This window comes from Pseudomonas sp. NFIX49, assembly GCF_900115915.1.
Classification (GTDB): Bacteria; Pseudomonadota; Gammaproteobacteria; order Pseudomonadales; family Pseudomonadaceae; genus Aquipseudomonas; species Aquipseudomonas pharyngis.
The window spans coordinates 271,097-294,347 of sequence record NZ_FOYE01000007.1 but is presented as its reverse complement, the minus strand read 5'-3'; the positions used below and the strand labels follow the sequence as shown (position 1 = coordinate 294,347).

Annotated in this window: 26 protein-coding genes and 1 tRNA gene; 14 read left to right on the top strand and 13 right to left on the bottom strand. The window is 60.8% G+C overall.

Annotation, left to right across the window (positions count from 1 at the left end; genetic code table 11):
* Positions 1-5 precede the first annotated feature (5 nt).
* From BMZ46_RS21515 to BMZ46_RS21505, 3 genes are all read left to right on the top strand, one after another.
* Positions 6-671, top strand: coding sequence for a sulfite oxidase-like oxidoreductase (locus BMZ46_RS21515; protein ID WP_074690785.1), 666 nt, complete (start codon positions 6-8; stop codon positions 669-671).
* Between the two features lie 387 nt (positions 672-1,058).
* On the top strand, positions 1,059-3,446 hold the full coding sequence (locus BMZ46_RS21510; RefSeq protein WP_074690786.1) for a TonB-dependent receptor plug domain-containing protein: 2,388 nt from the start codon (positions 1,059-1,061) through the stop codon (positions 3,444-3,446).
* Between the two features lie 42 nt (positions 3,447-3,488).
* Positions 3,489-4,916, top strand: coding sequence for an APC family permease (locus BMZ46_RS21505; protein ID WP_254778446.1), 1,428 nt, complete (start codon positions 3,489-3,491; stop codon positions 4,914-4,916).
* On the opposite strand, the gene BMZ46_RS21500 is transcribed toward BMZ46_RS21505, so the two are convergent.
* On the bottom strand, positions 4,850-5,311 hold the full coding sequence (locus tag BMZ46_RS21500; RefSeq protein WP_074690787.1) for a DUF3574 domain-containing protein: 462 nt from the start codon (positions 5,309-5,311) through the stop codon (positions 4,850-4,852). The genes BMZ46_RS21505 and BMZ46_RS21500 overlap by 67 nt on opposite strands.
* 390 nt (positions 5,312-5,701) lie before the next feature.
* Between BMZ46_RS21500 and BMZ46_RS29605 the strand changes: the two genes are divergently transcribed.
* On the top strand, positions 5,702-6,211 hold the full coding sequence (locus tag BMZ46_RS29605; RefSeq protein ID WP_074690788.1) for a hypothetical protein: 510 nt from the start codon (positions 5,702-5,704) through the stop codon (positions 6,209-6,211).
* A gap of 62 nt (positions 6,212-6,273) precedes the next feature.
* Here BMZ46_RS29605 and BMZ46_RS21490 read toward each other — a convergent pair whose 3' ends face one another.
* The 4 genes from BMZ46_RS21490 to BMZ46_RS21480 all read right to left on the bottom strand — a co-directional run bounded on the left by BMZ46_RS21490 (position 6,274) and on the right by BMZ46_RS21480 (position 8,553).
* Positions 6,274-6,864 carry a helix-turn-helix domain-containing protein gene (locus BMZ46_RS21490; RefSeq protein ID WP_162130482.1) on the bottom strand — a complete coding sequence of 197 codons (591 nt, stop codon included), beginning with the start codon at positions 6,862-6,864 and terminating at the stop codon, positions 6,274-6,276.
* A gap of 53 nt (positions 6,865-6,917) precedes the next feature.
* A complete protein-coding gene (locus BMZ46_RS29390; RefSeq protein ID WP_166673434.1) occupies positions 6,918-7,079 on the bottom strand; it encodes a hypothetical protein in 162 nt (53 codons plus the stop codon).
* Positions 7,080-7,224: 145 nt separating this feature from the next.
* Positions 7,225-8,256 carry an NADPH-dependent aldehyde reductase Ahr gene (locus BMZ46_RS21485; RefSeq protein WP_074690789.1) on the bottom strand — a complete coding sequence of 344 codons (1,032 nt, stop codon included), beginning with the start codon at positions 8,254-8,256 and terminating at the stop codon, positions 7,225-7,227.
* Between the two features lie 51 nt (positions 8,257-8,307).
* The gene (locus BMZ46_RS21480) at positions 8,308-8,553 is read right to left on the bottom strand and encodes a hypothetical protein (RefSeq protein WP_039773074.1); all 246 of its coding nucleotides are present in this window, start codon (positions 8,551-8,553) and stop codon (positions 8,308-8,310) included.
* 163 nt (positions 8,554-8,716) lie between these two features.
* Here BMZ46_RS21480 and BMZ46_RS21475 point away from each other — a divergent pair, with 163 nt between their 5' ends.
* The 3 genes from BMZ46_RS21475 (at position 8,717) to BMZ46_RS21465 (ending at position 10,338) form a co-directional block, all read left to right on the top strand.
* The gene (locus BMZ46_RS21475; RefSeq protein WP_039773075.1) at positions 8,717-9,364 is read left to right on the top strand and encodes a hypothetical protein; all 648 of its coding nucleotides are present in this window, start codon (positions 8,717-8,719) and stop codon (positions 9,362-9,364) included.
* A gap of 86 nt (positions 9,365-9,450) precedes the next feature.
* Positions 9,451-9,792 (top strand): YajG family lipoprotein, encoded by a 342-nt coding sequence (locus BMZ46_RS21470; protein ID WP_074690790.1) that lies wholly within the window; start codon positions 9,451-9,453, stop codon positions 9,790-9,792.
* Positions 9,793-9,945: 153 nt separating this feature from the next.
* Positions 9,946-10,338, top strand: coding sequence for a DUF1801 domain-containing protein (locus tag BMZ46_RS21465; RefSeq protein ID WP_074690791.1), 393 nt, complete (start codon positions 9,946-9,948; stop codon positions 10,336-10,338).
* A gap of 51 nt (positions 10,339-10,389) precedes the next feature.
* Here the strand turns inward: BMZ46_RS21465 and BMZ46_RS21460 are convergent.
* Positions 10,390-10,464: transfer RNA gene (locus BMZ46_RS21460), tRNA-Gln, on the bottom strand.
* A gap of 229 nt (positions 10,465-10,693) precedes the next feature.
* On the bottom strand, positions 10,694-10,900 hold the full coding sequence (locus tag BMZ46_RS21455) for a hypothetical protein (RefSeq protein WP_039773079.1): 207 nt from the start codon (positions 10,898-10,900) through the stop codon (positions 10,694-10,696).
* Between the two features lie 153 nt (positions 10,901-11,053).
* Here BMZ46_RS21455 and BMZ46_RS21450 point away from each other — a divergent pair, with 153 nt between their 5' ends.
* The gene (locus BMZ46_RS21450) at positions 11,054-11,971 is read left to right on the top strand and encodes a LysR substrate-binding domain-containing protein (protein ID WP_039773187.1); all 918 of its coding nucleotides are present in this window, start codon (positions 11,054-11,056) and stop codon (positions 11,969-11,971) included.
* 39 nt (positions 11,972-12,010) lie between these two features.
* On the opposite strand, the gene leuD is transcribed toward BMZ46_RS21450, so the two are convergent.
* From leuD to BMZ46_RS21435, 3 genes are all read right to left on the bottom strand, one after another.
* Positions 12,011-12,619 (bottom strand): 3-isopropylmalate dehydratase small subunit, encoded by a 609-nt coding sequence (leuD, locus tag BMZ46_RS21445; protein ID WP_074690792.1) that lies wholly within the window; start codon positions 12,617-12,619, stop codon positions 12,011-12,013.
* Between the two features lie 3 nt (positions 12,620-12,622).
* Positions 12,623-14,044, bottom strand: coding sequence for a 3-isopropylmalate dehydratase large subunit (leuC, locus tag BMZ46_RS21440; RefSeq protein WP_074690793.1), 1,422 nt, complete (start codon positions 14,042-14,044; stop codon positions 12,623-12,625).
* A 122-nt stretch (positions 14,045-14,166) separates the two neighbouring features.
* Positions 14,167-14,583 (bottom strand): RidA family protein, encoded by a 417-nt coding sequence (locus tag BMZ46_RS21435; RefSeq protein WP_074690794.1) that lies wholly within the window; start codon positions 14,581-14,583, stop codon positions 14,167-14,169.
* A 134-nt stretch (positions 14,584-14,717) separates the two neighbouring features.
* On the opposite strand from BMZ46_RS21435, the gene BMZ46_RS21430 reads away from it, so the two are divergent.
* Together BMZ46_RS21430 and BMZ46_RS21425 are read left to right on the top strand one after the other, a co-directional pair.
* Positions 14,718-15,665, top strand: coding sequence for a LysR family transcriptional regulator (locus BMZ46_RS21430; protein ID WP_039773086.1), 948 nt, complete (start codon positions 14,718-14,720; stop codon positions 15,663-15,665).
* Between the two features lie 69 nt (positions 15,666-15,734).
* Positions 15,735-16,895, top strand: a complete 1,161-nt coding sequence (locus BMZ46_RS21425) for a radical SAM protein (protein ID WP_074690795.1) — start codon at positions 15,735-15,737, stop codon at positions 16,893-16,895.
* On the opposite strand, the gene BMZ46_RS21420 is transcribed toward BMZ46_RS21425, so the two are convergent.
* Complete coding sequence (locus BMZ46_RS21420) at positions 16,877-17,764, bottom strand: LysR substrate-binding domain-containing protein (RefSeq protein ID WP_039773090.1); 888 nt, start codon at positions 17,762-17,764, stop codon at positions 16,877-16,879. The genes BMZ46_RS21425 and BMZ46_RS21420 overlap by 19 nt on opposite strands.
* Positions 17,765-17,901: 137 nt before the next feature.
* On the opposite strand from BMZ46_RS21420, the gene BMZ46_RS21415 reads away from it, so the two are divergent.
* Genes BMZ46_RS21415 through BMZ46_RS21400 form a run of 4 tightly spaced genes read left to right on the top strand, consistent with a single transcriptional unit; the run spans position 17,902 to position 22,137 of the window.
* Complete coding sequence (locus tag BMZ46_RS21415; RefSeq protein ID WP_074690796.1) at positions 17,902-18,954, top strand: agmatine deiminase family protein; 1,053 nt, start codon at positions 17,902-17,904, stop codon at positions 18,952-18,954.
* A 3-nt stretch (positions 18,955-18,957) separates the two neighbouring features.
* Positions 18,958-19,866, top strand: a complete 909-nt coding sequence (gene aguB, locus BMZ46_RS21410) for an N-carbamoylputrescine amidase (protein ID WP_039773094.1) — start codon at positions 18,958-18,960, stop codon at positions 19,864-19,866.
* A gap of 1 nt (position 19,867) precedes the next feature.
* On the top strand, positions 19,868-20,971 hold the full coding sequence (locus BMZ46_RS21405) for an extracellular solute-binding protein (protein WP_074690797.1): 1,104 nt from the start codon (positions 19,868-19,870) through the stop codon (positions 20,969-20,971).
* A 47-nt stretch (positions 20,972-21,018) separates the two neighbouring features.
* On the top strand, positions 21,019-22,137 hold the full coding sequence (locus BMZ46_RS21400) for an agmatine deiminase family protein (protein WP_074690798.1): 1,119 nt from the start codon (positions 21,019-21,021) through the stop codon (positions 22,135-22,137).
* Positions 22,138-22,146: 9 nt separating this feature from the next.
* On the opposite strand, the gene BMZ46_RS21395 is transcribed toward BMZ46_RS21400, so the two are convergent.
* Positions 22,147-22,809, bottom strand: coding sequence for a glutathione S-transferase family protein (locus BMZ46_RS21395; RefSeq protein ID WP_074690799.1), 663 nt, complete (start codon positions 22,807-22,809; stop codon positions 22,147-22,149).
* A 30-nt stretch (positions 22,810-22,839) separates the two neighbouring features.
* Positions 22,840-23,247 (bottom strand): RidA family protein, encoded by a 408-nt coding sequence (locus BMZ46_RS21390; RefSeq protein WP_074690800.1) that lies wholly within the window; start codon positions 23,245-23,247, stop codon positions 22,840-22,842.
* Positions 23,248-23,251 lie beyond the last annotated feature (4 nt).

The window sequence follows — 23,251 nt, the reverse complement described above, 5'->3', positions numbered from 1 at the left end:
CCGACATGCACGACAAGGCTGCGCGTCTGCGCAAGAGCCGTTCGCCGAAAGCCGATGTGGCGTTGGGCGAACGGCTGCCACCGGGGCAGGTGCTGACCGAGCGTTTCCCGATCCTGCACGAAGGCGAGGTGCCGGCCTATGACCTGGCGACGTGGTCGCTGCGCCTGTTCGGCACTTTGGCCAACCCGGTCGAGCTGACCTACGCCGATCTGCAAGCGCTGCCGCAACGCTCGTTGCAATGCGACATTCATTGCGTGACACGCTGGTCGAAGTTCGACACCCGCTGGAGCGGCGTGCACCTGCAAGACCTGTTGCAGGCCCTGGACATTCGGCCGACATCGTCCTTCGTCATGGCCCACGCCGATCACGGTTACCAGACCAACCTGCATCTCGAAGACCTGCTGCATCCGCACAGCCTGCTGGCCACCCATTACGACGGTCAGCCGCTGACCGCGCAACATGGCTGGCCGCTGCGTCTGGTGGTGGCGGGGCGGTACTTCTGGAAGAGCGCGAAATGGCTGCGCGGGCTCGAGTTCACCGATCAGGAACAACCGGGCTTCTGGGAGCGCAACGGCTTTCATTTGCACGCCGATCCGTTCATTGAGCAGCGCTTCAGCGGCGACGCGCTGGACATTGCCGAAGATGCCTGGCGGGAAAAGGACTTCGACTGACGGCCTCTAACTTCGCACCGAAAAAACACAGATTAATAACGCTCTCTACAACAACGTGGAGTGCGTTTTCGTGCGTGATTAGTTGTTGGTTAGTTGGGTGTTCATGTTGTTGCGCAAACACAAGTGTTGCTCAGGCAACACTCCGTTCGTCGGGCATAACCTAAGCGTTATTGGTTCTTTTGCGGCGTGCGACCGCTCGTCTAGCATCGGTAAACAGGGGGTTCTACTAACTTTGGGGTTCTTGCGCTCTAACAGCCGATAGTTGTTCAACACACCTGGCTGCCTTTCTGAATATCAAAACTACAGCAGAAATTGCCGTGCGCTGATTGCCGACACTTCATGATTCGGCAGCGGCCGGTTATTAACTGCGATTCAAGGAGCTGTCGCATGATTCACCGTTCGCGTTCATTACTCGCCATCGCTGTTGTCAGTGCAATCTGGCAACTTCCTGCGCAAGCTGAAGAGACTTCCGCGCGCGTCGACGATGACACCCGGCTGGGCACCGTGCTGGTCACCGGGACCCGGGGCACCGCTCGCACGGTGCTGGATTCGCCGGTGCCGGTGGATGTGCTGACCGCCGAGGACCTGAAGACCGCCGGCGCCAGTGGCGGCGAGCTGGGCCAGGCGTTGCAGACGCTGTTGCCGTCGTTCAGTTTTCCGCGCCAGTCCAACTCCGGCGGCGCCGACCACGTGCGCGCTGCGCAGCTGCGTGGCATGAGCCCGGATCAGGTGCTGGTGCTGGTCAACGGCAAGCGCCGGCACACCTCGGCCGTGGTCAACGACTCGTCGAAAATCGGTCGCGGCACGGCGCCGGTGGATTTCAACTCGATCCCGATCAGCGCGATCAAACGCATCGAAGTACTTCGCGACGGCGCCGGTGCGCAGTATGGCTCCGACGCGATTGCCGGGGTCATCAACATCATCCTCGACGACGCCCCCGAAGGCGGCGAAGTCTCCACCAGCTACGGCGCCTACCACACCCATCAGGACGCGATCGGCAAAACCACCACCGATGGCCAGAACAGCGTGACCACCGCCAAGATCGGCACGCGGCTGGGTGAGGAGGGCGGCTTCATTCGCGGCGGCACCGAGTACAAGGATCGCAACCCCACCAACCGCGCCGGCTACGACGGTTTTGCCGACACCCCGGGCCAGCGCAACTATGTGATGGGCGACGGCGTGGCGCGGGACGTCAACGCCTGGTTCAACGGCGAGTTGCCGCTGGCCGGCGGCAAGGCCTACAGCTTCGGCACCTACAACGAACGCCACACCACCGGCGCCGAGTTCTATCGCTATCCGTCCGAGCAGCCGCAGTTCTACCCCAACGGCTACTTGCCGCAATCGTTGGGTGACAACACCGACATCTCCGCCACCGCCGGTTACAAGGGCCTGATCGGCGACGACTGGGATTTCGACAGCAGCGTCACCCACGGGCGCAACCGCTTCGAATCGGCGACCCGCCGCACCCTCAACGTCAGCCTCGGCGCGGACTCGCCGACCCGCTTCGACACCGGCGATTACGAGTTGCGCCAGACCACCACCAACCTGGATTTCAGCCGTGAATTGCGCATCGGTGGCCGTTCGTTCGTGCTGGCGGTGGGCGGTGAATATCGCTACGAAAACTACCTGACCTTTGCTGGAGATGAAGCCTCTTACATCGGTTCCGGGGCCGATGGCGCCAACGGGCTGCGCCCGAGTGAAGAGTCGGATCTGGATCGCAACGTGTTCGGCACCTACGCCGAATTGTCCGGTGATCTCACCGACCGCTTCTTCGTTGATGCCGCCACGCGCTGGGAACATTACGACGACGCCGGCAGCAAACTCACCGGCAAGCTCAGCGGTCGCTACAAGCTGACCGATCAATGGGCGTTGCGCGGTGCGGTGTCGAATAACTTCCGCGCGCCGTCGCTGGCCCAGAGCGGCTTCCAGAACACCACCAGCAACTTCGGCGACGGCGGCACGCTCACCGATATCCGCGTGCTGTCGGTCAACGATCCGATTGCCCGTGCCCTGGGCGCGGAAAAACTCGATCCGGAAACCTCGAAGAACTTCAGCCTCGGCCTGACGTTCCAGTTGAACGAACGCTTCGATGCGTCGCTCGACGTGTTCCGTATCGACGTCAAGGACCGCATCACCCTGTCCCAGCGAATCGGCAGCGACGCGCTGGAAAGCTACATCAATGACAACTTCGGCGTGGCAGGCGTGCACGACGTCAACTTCTTCACCAACGCCGCTGACACCAGCACCGACGGCGCCGAACTGGTGCTCAACTACCATCAGCCGTTCTACGACGGGCAACTGGGCCTGACCACCGCGTACACCTACAACCACACCAAGGTCACCAGTACCAAGGGCACGCCGTCGCAACTGACCGCCTTAGGGATCGGCAACGACGCGCTGGTCGGGGTCGAAGAACGCAACACCCTGACCGACGCCGCGCCCAAGGATCGCTTCGTGTTTTCCGCCAACTGGACCAGCGAACACTGGGGCCTGCTCGGGCGTCTGACCCGTCAGGGCGAAACCACTCGGGTGTTCGATTTCGGCGACTCGCAGCCTGAGCAAACCTACGGCGCGGTATGGCAACTGGACGCCGAGGTGACCTACAAATTCACCCCGAAATTCAGCATCGCCCTGGGTGGCAACAACCTGACCGACAACTACCCGGAACGCTCGGGTTCGGCCATCAACTACGGCGGCAACCTGCCGTACGACGTGCTCTCGCCGATCGGTACCAACGGCGCTTATTACTACGCCACCGCTACTTACGGCTTCTGAGTCTTTTCCGCCATGGATGGCGGATCATCAGCGGGAACCTTCATGACTCAAACCAATGGCCCCAAGCGGCACCTGCCGGTGTTCCAGGCATTGCTGATCACGCTGGGCATGGTCATCACCACCGATATTCTCAAAACCGCGCCGACCGTTGCCTTGAACGTCGGGCCGGAACATTTCTATTGGGTCTGGGTGCTCGGCGGATTGGCGTCGATGGCCGGGGCCTTGTGCTTTGCCGAGATGGCCACCGCGTTCCCGCATCCGGGCGGTGACTATCATTTCCTGCGCACCGCTTACGGCGAGCGCATGGGTTTCCTGTTTGCCTGGTCGCGATTCTCGGTGATGCACACCGGGTGGATCGCGTTGTCGGCGTTCATGTTTGCCGACTACTTCAATGCGGTCGTGCCGTTGGGGCATTACGGATCGGGAGTGTTTGCCGGTGCGATCATTGCCGCGTTGGTGCTGTTGAATCTGACGGGCAAGCACATCGGTTTCATTACTCAGACTGTGTTGGTCGGGCTGCTTGCTCTCGGGTTTCTGAGCATCGCCAGCGCCGGGGTCTGGCTGGCGTGGCAAGGGATCGAACCAACGCTGCCCAGCGATCCGGTGGTGCCCGAACACAACGGTGCGGCGGGGTTTTCTGCGGCGATGATCTTCGTGTTTCTGGCCTTCGGCGGCTGGAGTGATGCGGCGACGTTGTCGGCCGAAGTGCGCGACGGTCGACGCGGCATTTTCATTGCCATGCTCGGTGCGCTGACGGTGCTGATGGCGATCTATCTGGCGCTGAACTGGGCGTTTGTCCAAGGGCTGGGATTCGAAGGCCTGGCGGCGAGCAACGCGCCGGCGGTGGAACTGTTGAACCGCGCCTTCGGTGCTCCGGGCGTGCTGCTGATTTTGCTGATGGTCGGCATCGCGGCCATCGCCACCATCAACTCGACCTTGCTGGTCGGCGCCCGCACCACCTACGCCGCCGCCCGCGATGTGCCGCAACTGCGCCGTTTCGGCGAATGGGACGAACGCGACGGCGTGCCGCGCAAGGCGTTGCTGGCGGAGGGGGCGGTCGCGTTGTTGCTGGTGTTGTTTGGCAGTTTTACCCAGAGCGGTTTCAACACCATGGTTGAGTATCTGACGCCGGTGTATTGGTTGTTTCTGAGTCTGAGCAGTCTGGCGTTGATCATTCTGCGGCGGCGTTTCCCCGAGATCCCCCGGCCGGTCAGGGTGCCGTTTTATCCGGTTTTGCCGCTGCTGTTTTCTGGCTTGTGCGTTTACATGCTGTATTCCAGCGTGACAGTGGTGGGGTTGGGGGCGTTACTGGGGATTGGGGTTTTGGTGGTTGGCGGGTTGTTGCTGGCCGGGTTGAGCCGCCTGGTGTCGACACCTCGGCAGACTCTGCAAAAGACCTCGGATCAGAAGGACACCACCGCCGGCTGCGACAACCGCAGCACCGACAAATCCCCCGTAATCCGCTTGTAAGCCAAACGAATCGCCTCAATGTCACTCTCACGTTTCGCGCTGCTCTCGTGCAGGATCACAATCACCTTGGTCGCCAGCCGCTCGGGTACTTTCGCGTCATGGTCTTTCCACTGCCCATACGCATCCAACACGCTGAACCCGTCCGGGAACCGCGTCGTCACTTCCTGATCGAGAAACTCGCGCCAGCGCGCCGGGCTCACCACACCTTCCTTGCCTTCCAGCGGCCCCACCGAGAAATACAACTCGGTGCGCACCCACTGCGCCTGCGCCGGCCGCGTGGCATCGCCTTGCAGAGTCGAACTGACGGGATCCTTGGTATGCACGGAAACCGGAGGAGGGCTGGCACACCCGGCGACCGCCAGGAACAGTGCAGCCAGTAGTAAACGTTGCGGCATGGAACTTCCTTATTGTTAAGAACTGTCCCGAATTATAGAGGGGACGGTTAATAGCAATAAAAGATTAAAAAGTGGATCGCCGCTGAACTAATGGAATAAGCAAGCACAGTGAAAATATTGCCTGCTGGTTAGAACGATTATTTCTTTAAGTTATTTGCTTGGTGTTTGATCGCATATCTATTGCATTCAAAAACCTGCTCCCGCATTTGCCGGATCTGTCATTGCGTCTACTCTGCTGCTGCAACGGTTCAAGTCGCACGGAATGCTGCACTTGAAGCGTTTGAACAGCAGTTTTTGCTGCTCGATGGACAGCTTGTTGCGGATTTTTCAATCCTTAGAATCCGCTCCATCAACTTCTCATCCAGTTCTTAATCCTCAGGGAGCTACACCATGATGAACGCCATGCAGATGCAAATGCCGATGAACGCCAACATGCCGATGATGCCGATGACTGGCATGCCCATGATGATGGCGACCATGAGCTGCGACATGATGGACGACGGCATGATGTGCAAGATGATGCCGGCCGCTGGCATGGACATGGCCATGTTCAAGAACAGCGCGCAAATGATGCAGATGATGATGGACTGCGGCATGCCGATGATGATGCATTGCGGCAACATGAGCATGATGTGCATGTCCCCGGCGGCCATGGCCATGCCGATGATGAACATGATGATGCCGATGCCGATGATGGGCATGCCGATGCCTTCGATGAAGTGCGTGATGGAATGCACCATGATGGCCGACTGCATGATGTGCAAAATCATGCCGATGCCGGGCATGAACATGGACATGATGAAGAACTGCTGCGCCCTGATGATGAAAATGATGAACGACTGCAGCATGCCGATGATGATGAGCTGCAACGGCATGCCGATGATGTGCTGCACCTGCTAAGTCTTCAGGCATGAAAAAGCCCGACCGGGAAATTCCCGGTCGGGCTTTTTGTTGTCTGTCTGTCAGTCCAGGCGTTCGGGGTAGGTCACCACCAGATACGCCACCGCTTCACTGTCGGCGGGGTTGCGGTAGCGGTGGGGCTGGTCGGCGTAAAACAGGATCGAGTCGCCTGTCGACAGCAGATAACGCTCGTCGTTGACGCTGATCTCCAGCACGCCCTGAGCCACCACCAGGTTTTCCTGCACGCCCGGGCCGTGGCCCTCGGATTGATCCTCGCCCAGCGGGCTCAGGCGCAGTTCGTAGAATTCCGACTGGCGCGCCACATCAAAGGGAAATAGCGCGCGGCTGACAAAGGCACCGCTGGCGCTGACCAGCCGCTTGCTCTGGCTCGCCGACAACACGGCCACGCCTTCGAACGCGCGATGTTCGAGAAACGCCGCCACCGACACCTTCAAACCCTTGGCGATTTTGCACAGCACCTTGATCGACGGCACGCTGCGCCCGGACTCGATCTGCGCCAGCATCGCCCGACTCACGCCGCACTGGCGGGCGAGGGCATCGAGCGACAGGTGCCGCTTGCCGCGCAGACGTTGCAGGTTCTGCGCGACACGTTCACAGATTGGGTCTTCTTCCAGGGAATCAAGGTTGTTCAGGTCCAGCACAGGTTCATCGGCGCTCGCCAGAAAGCGCGAGGGTTCACGCGCGTTCACGCTTGACGCGTCTCGCCGGAACGAGCGGCCTGCACCCACTGGTAAGCCTGATAACCGGCATTGCGCGCATACATTTCCCACATCAGCCGGGCCTGTTGCTGGGCGTGGCGGCGTTTGCGGTAGACGGCGAAGTCGATCAGGTTGTCAGTCGGTTTCATGGCGCACTTCACTGTGTTCAATGACGGGATGAGGTGAGAGTACGCCGAGATTTTTATAACGATAAATACTGATTGTTTATTTATTAATTCAATTGGGTTCTATATGAAATGATTGGCGCGCCGATGCAACCGGCGCGCCAATCCTTCATTTGCTGGCGTTCAACACAATCCGGTACCGCGCCTTGCCGCTGCGCAGATGATCAACAGCCTCATTGACCTTGCTCATCGGAAATTCCTCTACCTGCGGCAGGATCTGATGCCGCGCGCAGAATTCCAGCATGGTCGTTGCCGTGGCGGGCGAGCCGACCGGGGAGGCTGACAGGGATTTCTGTTGAGGAATGAGGTTGAACACGTGTACCGGAATCGCGTCGGGCACGATGCCGACGAAGTGCAACCTGCCCTTGCCGCGCAGGGTGGCGAGCATGGCCGTCCAGTCGAGGTTGGCGTTGGCGGTGATCAGCAGAAAGTCGAGGGTGCCGGCCATCGCTTTCAGCGCTTCGCTGTCGGTGGAGGCGACGACCTTGTGGGCGCCGAGGCGCTTGGCTTCGTCCTGTTTGCTCAGGGAAGAGGTGAACGCGGTAACGTCGCATCCCCAGGCATTGAGAAAACGCAGCGCCAGGTGCCCGAGGCCGCCGATGCCCACCACGCCGACCCGGTCGGTCGGCTTGATGTCGAATTCCACCAGCGGATTGAAGACCGTGGAGCCGGCGCAGAACAGCGGGCCGGCGAGGGCCGGGTCGAGGTTGTCCGGAAGCTTCAGCGCCCAGGCCCAGTGAGTGCGCAGTCGATCGGCGAAACCGCCATGGCTGCCGATGATCGTCGGTTTGGCGGTGGCGCAAAGGTGATGGGAACCGCCGATGCAGGACGAGCAATGCATGCAACTGCCCTTGTACCAGCCGATCCCCACGCGCTGACCGACCTCCAGACCACGTACCTGCGGGCCTGTGCGCACGATGCGGCCGACCACTTCATGGCCGGGAATGAACGGGTATTGGCTGATGCCCCAGTCGTTGTCGATCAGTGACTGGTCGGAGTGGCAGACGCCGCAATATTCCACGGCGACTTCGACTTCCTCATCCCCCAGCGGGCCAGGGTCGTAACTGAAGCGCTCCAGCGGCGCGCAGGCCGAGGTGGCGGCCCAGCCGGTGAATGTCGTGGGTTCGGTGTTATTGCTCATGGGACACCTCCAGGTCTGGCGCTGCGGGCGCAGCCTGAAGAGTCTAGCGTGTCATCGAGCGGGCGCTAGCCAAGTGTTAAGCACGCGCCGGTCGAGTTCTTCCCAGTCCGCCATGCCCAAAACGCGCGTGGTGTTCAGGCCGCGCAAATAGCCGCGCAGCTGATAGGCGACGGCCCGCACTGATTCGGAGTCGGCAACGTTCTGGCCCAGGACCGTTTCGTATTCGACAAGGTATTCCGCCACGCGGTCGCGGAATTCGGGCACGACCGCATCGCGGATCAGATCAAAGGTTCGCACGGGTAATCCTCATCTGTTTTCGTTGTGATTGAGTGTGCCGCAGTCTGCACGCCGCGCAACTATTGGTTCAAGTAATAGTGACCATCAAGAAACGCAAGTTCTGCTTTGGCACCGATGGGCGGAAAATCGCCTCCATCGAACACACCGCTGAAGGAATTGCGCGATGAAGACTTTGAACCGACTGGCTGTAGTCGCCCTGCTGATGGGCGGGGTGGCCGCTACCGTAGCCCCGGCTTATGCAGACGACGCCAAGTCGTGCCATTTTCTGCCCGTCGCCGCCAGCAGCGCCGCGTTGCAGCACTCGCAAACCGTCGGTGTGCTGTACAGCGAAAACACCCTGGACAACCTGCAATACCTCGAGCGTTACCACGACGTGGCGGTGAACGGAGCCAGGAATGCGCTCGATGCGCGGATCCGTGACGCCTTCGTCGACAGCTCCGACCCGGAGCTGGCCATCGACTGGCTGATGAGTTCGCTGCAACAACAGTTTCTCTCGGTGACCGTCTACGACAGCCTTGATGCGCTGGTACAGGCTCATCCGGACGTGGTGGTGATGCTCGACACCCACAACCGTCTGCTGACCCAACGCAACAGCCAGGTCGAAGCGCGGTTCGCCGCACGCTTCTATAACGCCAACCTGCAATACATCGGCAAGGCCGAGGGCGCGGTGGAGAAGCAACTGCCGTCGGTGTGGGTACACAACAAGGCAGCGCCCGAAATCGCTGCAGGGATCGAACAGCAACGCGATCTGCAACTGAGTGCCTTGAAGCAGTTCGATGACTCGCTCAAAGCCCTGGTGAGTGCAGGCTGAACACCCAAATCAAAAACGGCAACGGCAGTGCCCGTGACACTGAACGTTGCCGAAGAACCGAACCGTTTATTTTCAGGATTTTATCCATGCGTACCTTTTTTATCCCTGCCATGGCTTCTGCCACTTTGCTGCTGACCGCTTGCGCCTCTGCGCCGAACGATCCGACGCTGACCTTGCAGACGCACAAGACGCCCGCCCAGTACGCCGAATGCGTGGTGCCGAAACTGCAGGGCAGTGCGCTGAATCCGACAGTGTCGCAGACCCAGCGCAGCTACCGGATCGTGGTGCCAAGCAAGGTGGCGGCGGACAACGTTCTGGAAGCCTACAAGGCGCAGGACGGCGGCAAGGTGTTTTTGTATGAGCGCCACTTGCTGGCGTCGAGTTTCATGCCGTCGAGTTTTGAACGGGCTGCCCAGGAGTGCCTGTAACGCCTGACGGTTAACGCTTTTGACGATGCTCCTTTGGTTGGCCGCAACCAACCAATTCCTTTGCCCCGCACCTTGCGGGGCTTTTTTTGCCCGGCGTTTGGCGCAGCCGGCGCTACGCTGGATAGCGGAAAAGGTTTTCGGGAGTACAAGGATATGAAGAAGGACAGCAGCGACGCGGCGACCGAGAATCCCTCTGTGCTGATCGACGCAAGAATCAAGGAATTGAACGACTGGCGCGGCCAGAAGCTGGCCGAGATCCGCGCGATCATTCATGAAGCGGACCCGGAGGTCGTCGAAGAGTGGAAGTGGCGCGGCGTTCCGGTCTGGTCGCACAACGGCATCATCTGCACCGGGGAAACCTACAAGGCCGTGGTGAAAATGACCTTCGCCAAAGGCGCGGCGCTGGAGGATCCGTCAGGACTGTTCAACGCCAGCCTGGAGGGCAATACCCGGCGGGCGATTGATATTCACGAAGACGACAAAATAGATGCAAAAGCTCTGAAAACGCTGGTGCGTTCGGCGATTACGTTGAATTCAAAGAAGTGATTTGCCGTTGAGGCAGAGGTGAAACGGAGGAGGGTGAAACGAGGAAGAAAATGGCAGGGGCGGCTGGATTCGAACCAACGCATGGCAGGATCAAAACCTGCTGCCTTACCGCTTGGCGACGCCCCTGTAGCTATTGGTTTCAGTCCCGGGAGGACCTCTGCAACAGTGGGCGGCACTTTACCAGCGCTCTTGCGATCTGTGAACCCCTGAAACCAATAAATTTCAGGGAAAACAGCTACTTATTTCCCGGACGGTATCGCCGGTCAGGTTTTTCGGGCTTTTCAGCGATTGCCAAGAAAACCGGCGCGACCGCTGTAGCCCGAAAACCTGGCAAAGACCTGCCTCGATGAACCGATCAGTTGCCGTCTGCAACCTTGCGTTCGATTTCGTCGACCTTGCGTTGCAACTCCTCAGCGTCCTGCTCCTTGGTGCGGGTCGACGAGGGCGTGATGACCTCATCCACGCCGCGGGTCTTGTCGTCCGGGTCCTCAAGATCGCGTTTCACCACATCGACCGGTTTGCCGGACGTATCCGTGGCTGGGGCTTTGCTGTCGTTGTTCATGGCACTGACCTCCGTTGGGTTAAACGTTGGATGCAGCGCCATGGAGCGAGTTCGAGTTTTTTGATGGCATTCAGGTCGGCGGCACAAACCAGCAATGAAAGCCTCGGTGGTATTCTGCGCAAACTGCATGCTATCAGCGGAAATATATTGTCCATGAACACGAATCGTGACCAATTTCCCTTGCCCGAAGACCTTAAGGTGTTCCTCACCGTCATCCGCAAGAACAGCTTTGCCAGCGCCGCCGACGAGTTGGGCTTCTCACCGGCCTACGTCAGCAAGCGCATCTCGGTGCTGGAAACCACGCTGGCGACCAAGCTGCTGCACCGCACCACACGGCGCATTGCGCTGACCGACGATGGCGAGCGGGTGCGGATCTGGGCGGAGAAACTGCTGGGGGATTTCGATCAGTTTCTCGGCGAGATTTCCCAGGCCCGGCACCAGCCGGCGGGGTCGCTGCACATTTGCAGCAGCTTCGGTTTCGGCCGCAATCATGTGGCGCCGGCGATCAGCCAGTTGTCCCGCGCGTGCCCGAAACTCGACATCCGGCTAGACGTGTTCGACCGGGTGGTCGATCTGGTGGGCGAGGGCTTCGACCTGGAAATTCTCGTCGGCGATGACCTGCCGGGCCAGCATCTGGCGCGCAAACTGGTGAGCAACCGGCGCGTGCTGTGCGCCACGCCGGAATACCTCGAACGCCGGGGCACGCCGCAATCCCTTGAAGACCTGAAAGACCACGATTGTCTGGTGCTCAAGGAGCGTAACAATGCGTTCGGCATCTGGACCCTGAGCAAGGACGGCCAGGAAGAAACGGTGCGAGTGAATGGCCCGTTGTCCTCCAACAGCGGCGAGATTGTGCTGGAGTGGGCCTTGAGCGGCGGCGGGATTCTGTTGCGCTCGATGTGGGACGTCAAACCGATGCTCGAGCAGGGCAGGCTGGTGCAGGTGCTGGACGGCTACACCCAGAGCGCCAACGTCTGGGCGGTCTATCCGACCCGGCTCAGCGAGTCGGCGAAATTGCGGGTGTGCGTGGAGTTTCTGGAGGAGTACTTCCGCGATTTGTCCGTGGAATGAAAACGGGCGGTTCAATGAACCGCCCGTTTTTTTTTGCCATCAACCCAGCCAGGGATTGTCCGCCAGATGCCGTGTCTCGAAGGCGCGGATCTGCTCGGTGCGTTGCAGCGTGGTGCCGATGGCGTCCAGTCCCAGCAGCAGCGATTGTTTGCGCAACTGATCGATCTCGAAGCTGATCAGCGTGCCGTCCGCCAGCTCGATGGTTTGCTGTGCCAGGTTCACGCTGATTCGCGCGGTTTCCGGGACGCTGATCGCCTCGGCCACGCGCTTGAACTGCGCGTCGCCCAGCTGAATCGCCAGCACGCCATTGCGCTGGCAGTTGTCGTAGAAAATCCCGGCGAACGTGGTGCCGATCAAGGCCCGGATGCCGACTTGCTTCAAGCCCCACACCGCGTGTTCGCGGCTCGAACCGCAGCCGAAGTTGGGGCCGGTCACCAGAAACGCCGCGTCCTGCCAAGCCGGTTGGTTGAGCACGAATTCAGGGTTGGGTTCGCCCGAAGCGAGAAAGCGCAGATCGAAGAACAGCCCGCGATCCAGCCCCTGACGATCGATGCCCTTGAGAAACTGCTTGGGCATGATCACGTCGGTGTCGATGTTGGATGCAAGAAACGGCGCGGCGCTGCCGCTGACGGTGTCGAAAGGTTGCATGGTTCAAGCCTCCAGCGCGACGGTGCGCACGTCAGTCAAATGGCCGCTGATGGCGGCGGCGGCGACCATCGCCGGGCTCATCAGGTGGGTGCGCGCACCGGCGCCCTGACGGCCTTCGAAGTTGCGATTGGTGCTCGACGCACAGCGATCACCCGGCGCGAGCACGTCGTCGTTCATCGCCAGACACATCGAGCAGCCCGATTGCCGCCACTCGAAACCGGCGTCGAGAAAAATCTGCGCCAGGCCTTCGTCCTCGGCCTGATTGCGCACCAGGGTTGAGCCGGGAACGATCATCGCCCGCACGTGGGCCGCCACACGCTTGCCGCGCACCACCCGGGCGACCTCACGCAAATCTTCGATCCGCGCATTGGTGCAGGAACCGATGAAGGCATGGCTGATCGTCACTTCGTTCAATGGCATGCCGGGTGTCAGGCCCATGTAGTCGAGGGCGCGCTGCAGGCCCTGACGCAGGATCGGATCGGGCTGGGTGGCCGGGTCCGGCACGTGCCCTTTGATCGGCGCGGCCTGATCAGGGCTGGTGCCCCAGGTCACCATCGGCTCCAGCGCGGCGACATCGAGGATGACTTCGCGATCAAACACCGCGCCCTCGTCGCTGTGCAGGGTTTTCCAGCGTTCGACGGCCTGCTCCCAGACCTTGCCCTTGGGCGCACGCGGCTTGTGTTGCAGGTAGGCGAACACCTTGTCGTCCGGCGCCATGAACGCACCCCGGGCGCCGGCCTCGACGGCCATGTTGCAGATGGTCATGCGCGCCTCGACGCTGAGGGCGCTGATGGCCGGCCCAGTGAATTCGATGGCGTAACCGGTGGCACCAGACGCACCGATCTTCTCGATCAGCGCCATGATGATGTCCTTGGACGTAACACCTGCGCCCAGCTCACCGTTGACCGTCACCCGCAGGGTTTGCAGGCGTTTGTAGACCAAAGTCTGCGTCGCCAGCAGGTGTTCGATTTCCGAAGTGCCGATACCGAAACCGAAGGCGCCCAGTGCGCCGTAAGTGGTGGTGTGGCTGTCACCGGCCGCGACCACCATGCCCGGCAAAATGAAGCCTTGTTCCGGCGCCACGACGTGTTCGATGCCCTGGCGCTTGTCCAGCACATCGAACAGCTCGATGCCGAAGTCGCGGCAGTTTTCTTCGAAGTACGACACCTGGCGCGCACCCCCGGCGTCGGGCATGGTCGCGATGCGTTTCGGTGCGGTGGGGTTCACATGATCGACCACCGCCAGCGTCGCCGCAGGCCGCCACACCGTGCGCCCGGCCTCGCGCAGGCCGCTGAAGGCTTGCGGGCTGGTGTATTCGTTGGCGACCTGGCGGTCGATGTAAAGCAGCACGTGGCCCTGATCGTCGAGGGTGCAGACGGTGTGACTGTCGATGTGCTTCTGGTACAGCGTTCTCGGGCTGGGCATGGCTTGCGCTCTTTTCTGTCCGGGGCAAAAACAACATGAGGACAGAATATTGATCGCGGAAACGGCATCAAGAGCGCTTCAGTGAAGCCGTTGAACACGGATTGTGAGCAATTGCCGCAAGCCTACGCCCGTGTCTCCTCCGGCAACCTGGCAATCACCTTGATCTCGAACTGAAACCCATACAGCCACGTCACGCCGACCGCCGTAATGGTCGGATGCGGCGCCTCGCCCCAGAACTCGGGCACCACTTCCCAGATGGTTTCGAAGGTCGATTGCGGGTCGACCATGAATACCGTCACGTCCACCACGTCATCGAAACTGCCGCCGGCCGCGCCGAGGATCGCATTGAGATTGGTGAAGGCCAGTCGCACCTGTTGTTGCAGATCCGGCTCCGGCGAGCCGTCCTCAAGGCTGCCGACCTGGCCTGAGACAAACAGAAAACCGTTGGAACGAACCGCCGGGGAATAACGGTTGCGCTCGTAAAGCGCATGGCGTCCGGGCGGGAAAACCACGTCGCGTTTTGGCTGAACATTAGTCATGGGGAGTCTCCTTCAATGAGTTGAAAACCTGCGATGGAGAAACTTTAGGGACTTGCCTCGGCGTGATAAACGCGCAACCTTGGCGTTCACTGTTTGCAAATCCCAAACAATCGAGCCGCTAACAGAGGTGGTGTATGGACCGTTTTGACGCGATGCAAGCCTTCGCCCGGGTGGTGGAGGCGGGGAGTTTCACCAAAGCCGCCGAGACGTTGCACATGAGCAAGACCACCGTGACCCAGCTCGTCCAGCAACTGGAGGCGCGGCTGCGAGTGAAGTTGCTCAATCGCACCACGCGCAAGGTCAACGCCACGGCGGACGGCGCGGCCTATTACGAGCGGGTGATCAAGTTGCTGGCGGACATGGACGACGCCGAGACCAGCCTTCCCGGCGCTGCGGCCCAGCCCAAGGGGCGCTTGCGGGTCGACGTACCCAGCCCCCTGGCCAATCTGATTCTGGTGCCGGCGCTGCCCGAGTTTTACGCGCGCTACCCGGAGATCCAGATCGACATGGGCGTCAGCGACCGGATCGTCGACATCATCGATGAAAACGTCGATTGCGTTATCCGTGGCGGCGAGCTGCGGGATCAGTCGCTGATGGCCCGGAAGGTGGCGGATCTTCAACTTGGCGTGTACGCCGCGCCGAGTTACCTGGCCCGCGCCGGCACCCCGATGCATCCCCGGGAGCTGGAAGACAGCCATCATCGGGTGGTCGGTTTCCTTTGGGCGCGCACTGGCAGGCCAGTGCCTTATACCTTGCGCAATGCCACGGAGAACCTGCTGATCAAGGGCCGGCATGTTCTGGCAGTCGATGATGGCAACGCCTATCTGGCCGCAGGCCTTGCCGGTCTGGGTGTGCTCTGGCTGCCGCGCTACATGTCGGCGGTGCACGAGGCCCGCGGTGAGTTGGTGGCGCTGTTCGAGGGTTGGGCGCTTGAACCGATGCCGCTGTACGTTGCGTACCCGCCGAACCGGCATATCAGCCAAAAGCTGCGGGTATTTATCGATTGGATCGTGGAATTGATGGCCACGCATGCCAATGGCGCGGAACTTGCTGGCGGCGCTCTCGGACTGTCAAAAAAATAGCGAATAACGGCAATCACAAAAGTCGACAGTCTGGATGCACCGCTATTCACCCCAGGAGCGTCACTCGCAATGAATATGTACATCGATATTGTCGGCGCGTGCAATTTGAGCTGCCCTTCGTGTCCGATGGGTAACTCGGAAAACGTCAACTTCAAGAAAGCCATGCAAGTTGACATGTTCAGGAAGATCGTCGAGAAGGCCCGCAGCGAAGGGGTCGAGGCGATTTTTCTGTATAACTGGACCGAGCCGTTGATCCACCCGCGAATCGGCGAGTTTGTCGAAATCATCAACGCGGCCGGTCTGCGCAGCGGTATCAGTTCCAACCTGAATCTGGCGAAAAACATGGAGACGGCGATGCTCGCCAATCCATGGTTCTTCCGTATCTCGCTGTCCGGGTTTTATCAGCAGACGTACGAACAGGGACACGTGGGCGGCGATATTGAAGTCGTCAAGGCCAACATGATCAAACTGCATGAGCTCAAGCAGCAACATGGCTTGAACACGCGGATCGAGGTCTATTACCACCGCTACCTGGACAACATGGAAGAAGAAGGGCTGATGCGCGAATTCAGCCAGAGCCTGGGCTTCCAGTTCTCGACCGGCTATTCAGTGATGATGCCGCTGGAGAAGACGCTGGCGCTGATCGAGCGCGACCCGTCGGTGACCGATACTGATCGCGAGACCCTGCAGCGACTCGCGCTGCCACCCTACGACGATCTGGTCAATCTGGTCCGCCAGTACCCTCAGCAGGCCTGCACGCTCAAGGATGACTGGCTGGTGCTCGACTGCAATGGCAACACCATCCTGTGTTGTTCGATTTTCAATCAGACCGAATATCAGGTCGGCAAATACCTGGACATGCCGCTGGCGCAACTGACCGAACGCAAGTCCACCCAGTCGAACTGCATCGACATGTGCAATCGCTGCGCGAACAACGGATTGCACATCTACTCGGCACACTCCAATCGGGGACCGCTGGAAAGTCACGCCGTCAACCGGATCATCGATTTCCAGCGGCGCACTATCATGGGGGCGCCGGTCGAGAGCGACAAGCTTGGGCGCAATGGCGAAGTCAGTGCCGAGAACTTCGACGAAGCGCAATACCTGCATATGAATCAGGACGTCAGGAATGCGATTTCCACGGGTGCGTTCACCAGCGGTTATCAGCATTACGTACTGTTCGGTCGACTGGAAGGCCGGCTCGGCGCAGGTCATTTCACGGCGGTCTGAACCTGCGGATCGGGTTCTGCCAGCTGAGTTGTCAGCCATTGACTGAAGCATCGCGCCATCGGGTCGTTCTCGCTGTCGCGGTGCGTCAGCATCGCCCAGTTCGGGCCGCGAATGGTTTGCTCCACCAGTGGCTGCAACAGCCCGTTTTGTTGCGCCTGCCGGCTGAGCAGCTGACTGACCAGCGCAATCCCCAGACCTGAACACGCCGCATCCAGCAGCAAGCCGGGATCAGAGAAATTCAAACCTTGATCCTGCTGGCCGACATCGATTCCCGACTCCACCGCCCAATGGCTCCAGTCCATTTCCCGCTCGCCGTGCAGCGTGGTCCGCTGCGCGCTCGGCACGCTTAACAAGCTCGGATGACACGCGGGGTAGAGGCGGTCGGCATGCAGCACCTTGAAGCTGCATTCAGCCTGCGAACTGATGTCGTCGCGCACCGCCAGATCGATGGTCTGGGTCGCCATGTCCGGCACTTCATCGGTGCTGAAAATCCACAGATCCACCTTCGGATGCTGACGGCGGAAATCCCCCAGCCGTGGCAGCAACCAGTGCCGGGCAAACGCCGGCGTGGTGTTGAGCACCAGTTGATTGGGTTTCTGGTACTGCCCCAGCCGCCGGATGCCCACCGACAGTTGCTGCAGCATGGCCTGGGTGGTGCTGAGCAGATCGTGGCCGGCGTCGGTCAGGCTGACACTGCGCCCGCTGCGGAAAAACAGCGGCTGTTCCAGGTACGCCTCAAGGCTGCGGATCTGCTGGCTGATGGCCGATTGCGTGAGGCTCAGTTCCTCGGCGGCCTTGTGAAAACTGCCCAGCCTTGCGGCGGCTTCGAAGCCGCGCAACGAGCTGAGGGGTGGCCAGTGTTTCAGCATGATCGATAAGTTCCTCTAATCAGTTTTCCGCAAAATCCATCGTTTGTTTGCCCTTCAGGCCGCCATTAGCATGCATGTCAACGCCGCCAAGGCTGTTTTCATTGAACACAATGGCTTAACTCAAAGGGCTTTTTACCATGCAGCAGAACAAAAACAACAACAGCGGTTGGATGATGCCGGCAGAGTGGGTGACGCATGCGGCGACCTGGATGGTCTGGCCCCACAATCAGGCCCTGTGGGAGTCGGGCTGGGGCGTGACCTTGCCGTTGGTGCAGGAAGATTTCGCCCGCGTCGCCAACGCCATCGCCCGGTTCGAACCGGTGAAAATGGTCGTCGATCCGTCGGCCATCGCCCGTGCCAAAGCCTTGTGCGGGCCGAACATCGAACTGATTCCGCTGGCGGTCAACGACAGCTGGTGCCGCGACTCCGGCCCGAGCTTCGTCGTTCATGCGGAGCAAGGTCTGGCCGGGGTGAGCTGGCGTTTCAACGCGTGGGGCGGCAAGTCGGCCCATGATCTGGACGAAAGCCTGGCCCGCCGCGTGCTCAATCACTTGGGCGGCGAGTGCTTCGGCACGGCGCTGAGTAACGAGGGCGGCGCGATTCACGTGGACGGCGAGGGCACGTTGATCACCACCGAATCGGTGCTGCTCAACCCCAACCGCAATCCCGGCGTGAGCAAGGCCGAGATGGAGGAGATCTTCAGCCGCCTGCTCGGCGTGAAGAAAACCATCTGGCTGCCGGGCGATCCGGATTACGTCACCGGCGACATGACCGACGGCCACGTCGATGGTGTGTGCGCCTTCGCTCGCCCTGGCGTGTTGCTGGTGGACGCGACGCACGATCGCAGCTCGGTGTACGCCGAAGTCGTGCGGGAAAACCGTCGCGCACTGGAACTGGCCACCGACGCCCAGGGCCGCAAATTCGAGCTGATCGAACTGTACGAAGCCACCGATGCCGTGGACACCGAAGCCGAAGTGTTCTGCGCCTCGTACACCAACTTCTATATCGCCAACGGCGCGATCATCATGCCGGCGTACGGCATCGAGGCCGACCATGTCGCGGCGCAAACCCTGGCCGAGGCGTTCCCAGGCCGTGAAGTGGTGCCGGTGCAGATCAATCACCTGGCCCATGGCGGCGGCGGTGTGCACTGTATCACCCAGCAACAGCCAGCCTGGCCGGTGGAGGGTTGATCGATGACGCTGCTGAAAGTCGCCACTACCCAGATGCCGTGCACCTGGGACCTGAAAAGCAACCTTGATCGCGCCGAGCAGTTGGTGCGTGAAGCGGCCGCGCAGGGCGCCCAGGTGATCCTGTTGCAGGAGCTGTTCGCCACGCCGTATTTCTGCATCGAGCAGAGCCATCAGCACATGGCGCTGGCCGAGGAGTACCGCGACAGTCAGGTGCTGTCGCGTTTCGCCGCGCTGTCCCGTGAACTGGGCGTGGTGCTGCCGTTGAGCTGGTACGAGAAGGCCGGCAACGCCTACTTCAACTCGCTGAGCGTGGCGGATGCCGACGGGCGCCTGTTGGGCATGTACCGCAAGACCCACATCCCCAACGCCATCGGCTATCAAGAGAAGGAATATTTCAGCCCCGGCGACACCGGTTTCAAAGTCTGGGACACCGCGTTCGGTCGCCTCGGCGTCGGCATCTGCTGGGATCAGTGGTTCCCGGAAACCGCCCGCTGCCTGGCGTTGATGGGCGCTGAAGTGCTGCTGTTTCCGACCGCCATCGGCTCGGAACCGGGCTGCGCGGATCTGGATTCGCGGGACCACTGGCAGATGACCATGCGTGGCCACGCCGCTGCCAACCTGCTGCCGGTGATCGCTTCCAACCGGGTTGGCCGCGAAGTGGCGGGCACTGATGCGGCGCTGCAAATGAATTTCTACGGCTCGTCGTTCATCTGCAACCACAAGGGAAAAATGCTCGCCGAAGCCGATCGCGCCAGCACCGGCGTATTGGTGCAAAGCCTGGATCTGGCAGCCATGCGTGAAGATCGCCTGAGCTGGGGCATCTACCGCGACCGCCGCCCGGAAATGTACGGCGCATTGTTGAGCCAGGACGGCCGTCACCTTAACGCCCGCTGGAATCCTCAAGGAGTCTGATATGCCTACTTCACACAAGTGGTTACTGGGCGCTCTGGGCCTGGCGCTGGCCGGTTTGATGCCTGCTGTACACGCCGAAGACAAGACCCTGCGGCTGTACAACTGGGCTGACTATTTCGCTGAAGACACACTGAGCAAATTCACCGCCGAAACCGGGATCAAGGTGATCTACGACGTGATGGACGGCAGCGAAACCCTGGAAGCCAAGATGCTCTCCGGCGGCAGCGGCTACGACCTGATCTTCCCCGGCGACACCGTGGCCGAACGCCTGATGCGCGCCGGCAGCCTGTTGCCGCTGGATCCTTCGAAAATCACGGCGATGAACGACATCGAGCCGGGCCTGCAAAAGCTGCGCAGCCATTACGAGCATTCGAACAAGGCCACCGTGCCGTACACCTGGGGCACCATCGGCCTGACCTACAACGCCGAGCAGATCAAGCAACGCATGGCCGACGCCCCGGTCAACAGCCTCGACATGCTGTTCAAACCGGAACTGGCCGCGAAGTTTGCCGATTGCGGGATTTCGATGATCGACTCGCCGGATGAAGTACTGGCCGTGGTGCTCAACTATCTGGGCCGCGACCCGCGCAGCGCCAAGCCTGCGGATCTGGCAGCGGCCAGTGACTTGCTGATGAAGCTGCGGCCGTACATCCGCAAGTTCCAGTCGCAACCGGTGACCGATCTGGTCAACGGCAACCTGTGCCTGTCCCTCGGCTACAGCGGCGACATGACCCAGGCCCAGCGCACCTCGGACAGCGCCGGCAAGCAGACGCGCTTCCAGTACCGCGTGCCGCGCGAGGGCACCACGGTGTGGATGGACACCATGGCCATTCCGGTGGATGCCAAACATCCGGAATACGCCTACGAATTCATCAACTTCGTGATGCGTCCGGAGAACATGGCTGCGATCAGCAATTTCACCGGTTACCCGACCTCCAACGCCAAGGCCCGGCCGAACGTGGACGAGGCGATGCGCAACAACCCGGACATCTACCTCGACGAAGCGACCTATGCTCGTCTGATAACGGGCAAGGATATTCCCCAGGCCGACATGCGCGCCCGCATGCGCACCTGGACCAAATTCAAGACCGCCACTGCACAGTGATTTTTCCGGGCTGCCTTGGTGGCCCCTTACCCATCAGGAACGTACACATGCCGACTCGTCGCGAGTTCATCAAACAGGTTTCAGTCGCCGCCGGCGCAGGCGCTGCCGTCATGGGCCTTGGCCTGTCACCGGCGCGTTTGCTGGCGGCCAGCGAAGGTCGCTGGTTCATGCCCGACGAGGGCGACAAACACGAACGCACCTACATGGCCTTCGGCGCGCAGGACGCGATCTGGGAAGACTTCACCGAAGACGTCCAGGAAGCCCTCGGCCGGATCGCCCGCGCTATTGCCCGCTACGAACCGCTGACCATCTACTGCCGCAGCGGAGAACGCAGCTTGGCCGAAGAGATTTGCGGCACCTCCAATATCACCTACCAGATCGCCAACCTCGACGACATCTGGATGCGTGACATCAGCGCCAACTTCGTCATCGACGACAAGAACGGCCTGGGCGCGGTGGACTTCAACTTCAGCGGCTGGGGCAACAAGCAACAGCATTCGAAAGACGCGAAGATCGCCAAGCGCGTGGCGGCCGATGCGCAGGCGACCTACCAGCGCAGCGAACTGGTGGGCGAGGGCGGCGGCATCGAAGTCGACGGCGAAGGCACCGCGATCATGACCGAAAGCTGCTGGGTCAACGAAAACCGCAACCCCGGCTGGAGCAAGGCTGACGTCGAGGCGGAACTGAAAGCACGCCTCGGTCTGCGCAAGATCATCTGGCTGCCGGGCATCAAGGGCAAGGACATCACCGACGCCCACGTCGATTTCTACGCGCGCTTCGTCACGCCCGGCGTGGTGATCGCCAACCTCGACACCGACCCGCGCTCCTACGACAACAAGGTCACCCTGGCGCACCTGGAAATCCTGAAAAAGGCCACCGACGCCGACGGTCGCCCGTTGCAGATCCACACCGTTTCGCCACCGCTGAAACCGCGCAAGACCAAATTCAACAAGGACAACGACGATTTCGCGGCCGGTTACATCAACTACTTCGTGATCAACGGCGCGGTGATCGCTCCGGAGTTTGGCGACAAGGACGCCGACAAAAAGGCCTTCGACCTGCTGAAAAAACTCTATCCGAACCGCGACGTGGTGCAGGTCAACATCGACGCCATTGCGGCCGGCGGTGGCGGGATTCACTGCGTGACCAGTCACCAGCCGGCGTAAGGCCGAGCCTCAGCGGAAACGTTGGGGCAGGACCTCGGCAAAGGGATAGAAGTCGAACCACGGTTTGGCTTCTTCGATGACTTGGCAGAACGACGGGCGCTGCACCAGCCGTTCGAAATAGGCGCTCAAACGAGGTTGTTCTGCGGCAAACGGCACCAGCGTGCTGGCGTAGAACAGGGCCGGCGCGGCGGAGCAATCGGCCAGGCTGAAATCCGCGCTGGCGATCCATTCGCGGTCCGCCAGTTGCTGTTCAAGCATGCCGTACGCCGTGGCCAGCAGCGCCCGGTGACTGCTCAGGTCGCCATTGGCGGACTGGATGCGGTCGGCGACGATCTGCTGCATCGGCGTCATCAGGTATTGGTCGAAGAACCGGTCCCACAGACGCACGTCCAGCGCGGTCTCCCAGTCTTCGGGAATCAGTCGCTTCGACGGCCCAGGTTGATGATCCAGATACTCGATGATCACGCTCGATTCCGGCACCGTGCGCTGGCGCGCGTGATCGCGCAGCACCGGGAATTTGACCAGCGGCCACAACGTCTGAAGCTCGGCCCGTTCGGCTTCGCTGGACAGGTCGATCAGGCGTTTCTCGAAGGCGACGCCGTGTTCGTAGAGGGCGATCAGCGCTTTGTGGCAGTAGGACGACAACGGGTGGTAATAGAGGGTCAAGTCCATCGTTCAACACCTCGATGAGGGGGAATGGCGTTACTCAGGTATAGCGCGCCTGCGCACCGCCACGCATTTGATTTCCACCAGCAGCCCCGGATGGGCCAGCTCGCTGACACCGATGCAGGTCCAGGCGCAGAAGCCTTTGGGGAATACGCGGTTCTTCACGTCACGAAACACCGGCATGTGCTGGCTCATGTCGACGTGATAGGTGGTCATCTCCACCACATCGTTGAAGGTGCAACCGCCGGCCTTCAGCACTTCGTCGAGGTTTTCCCAGGCGCGGATGAACTGTTGCTCGGGGTCTTCGATGACTTGCAAATCAGCGGTGCGGCCCACCTGACCAGCGCAATAAAGCGTGTCGCCGACCAGAACCGCCGGGGCGTATCCGGCGCGTTCGACGATGGTTTTCATGGATTCGGGGATGATGATTTTGCGGTCGGACATCGTG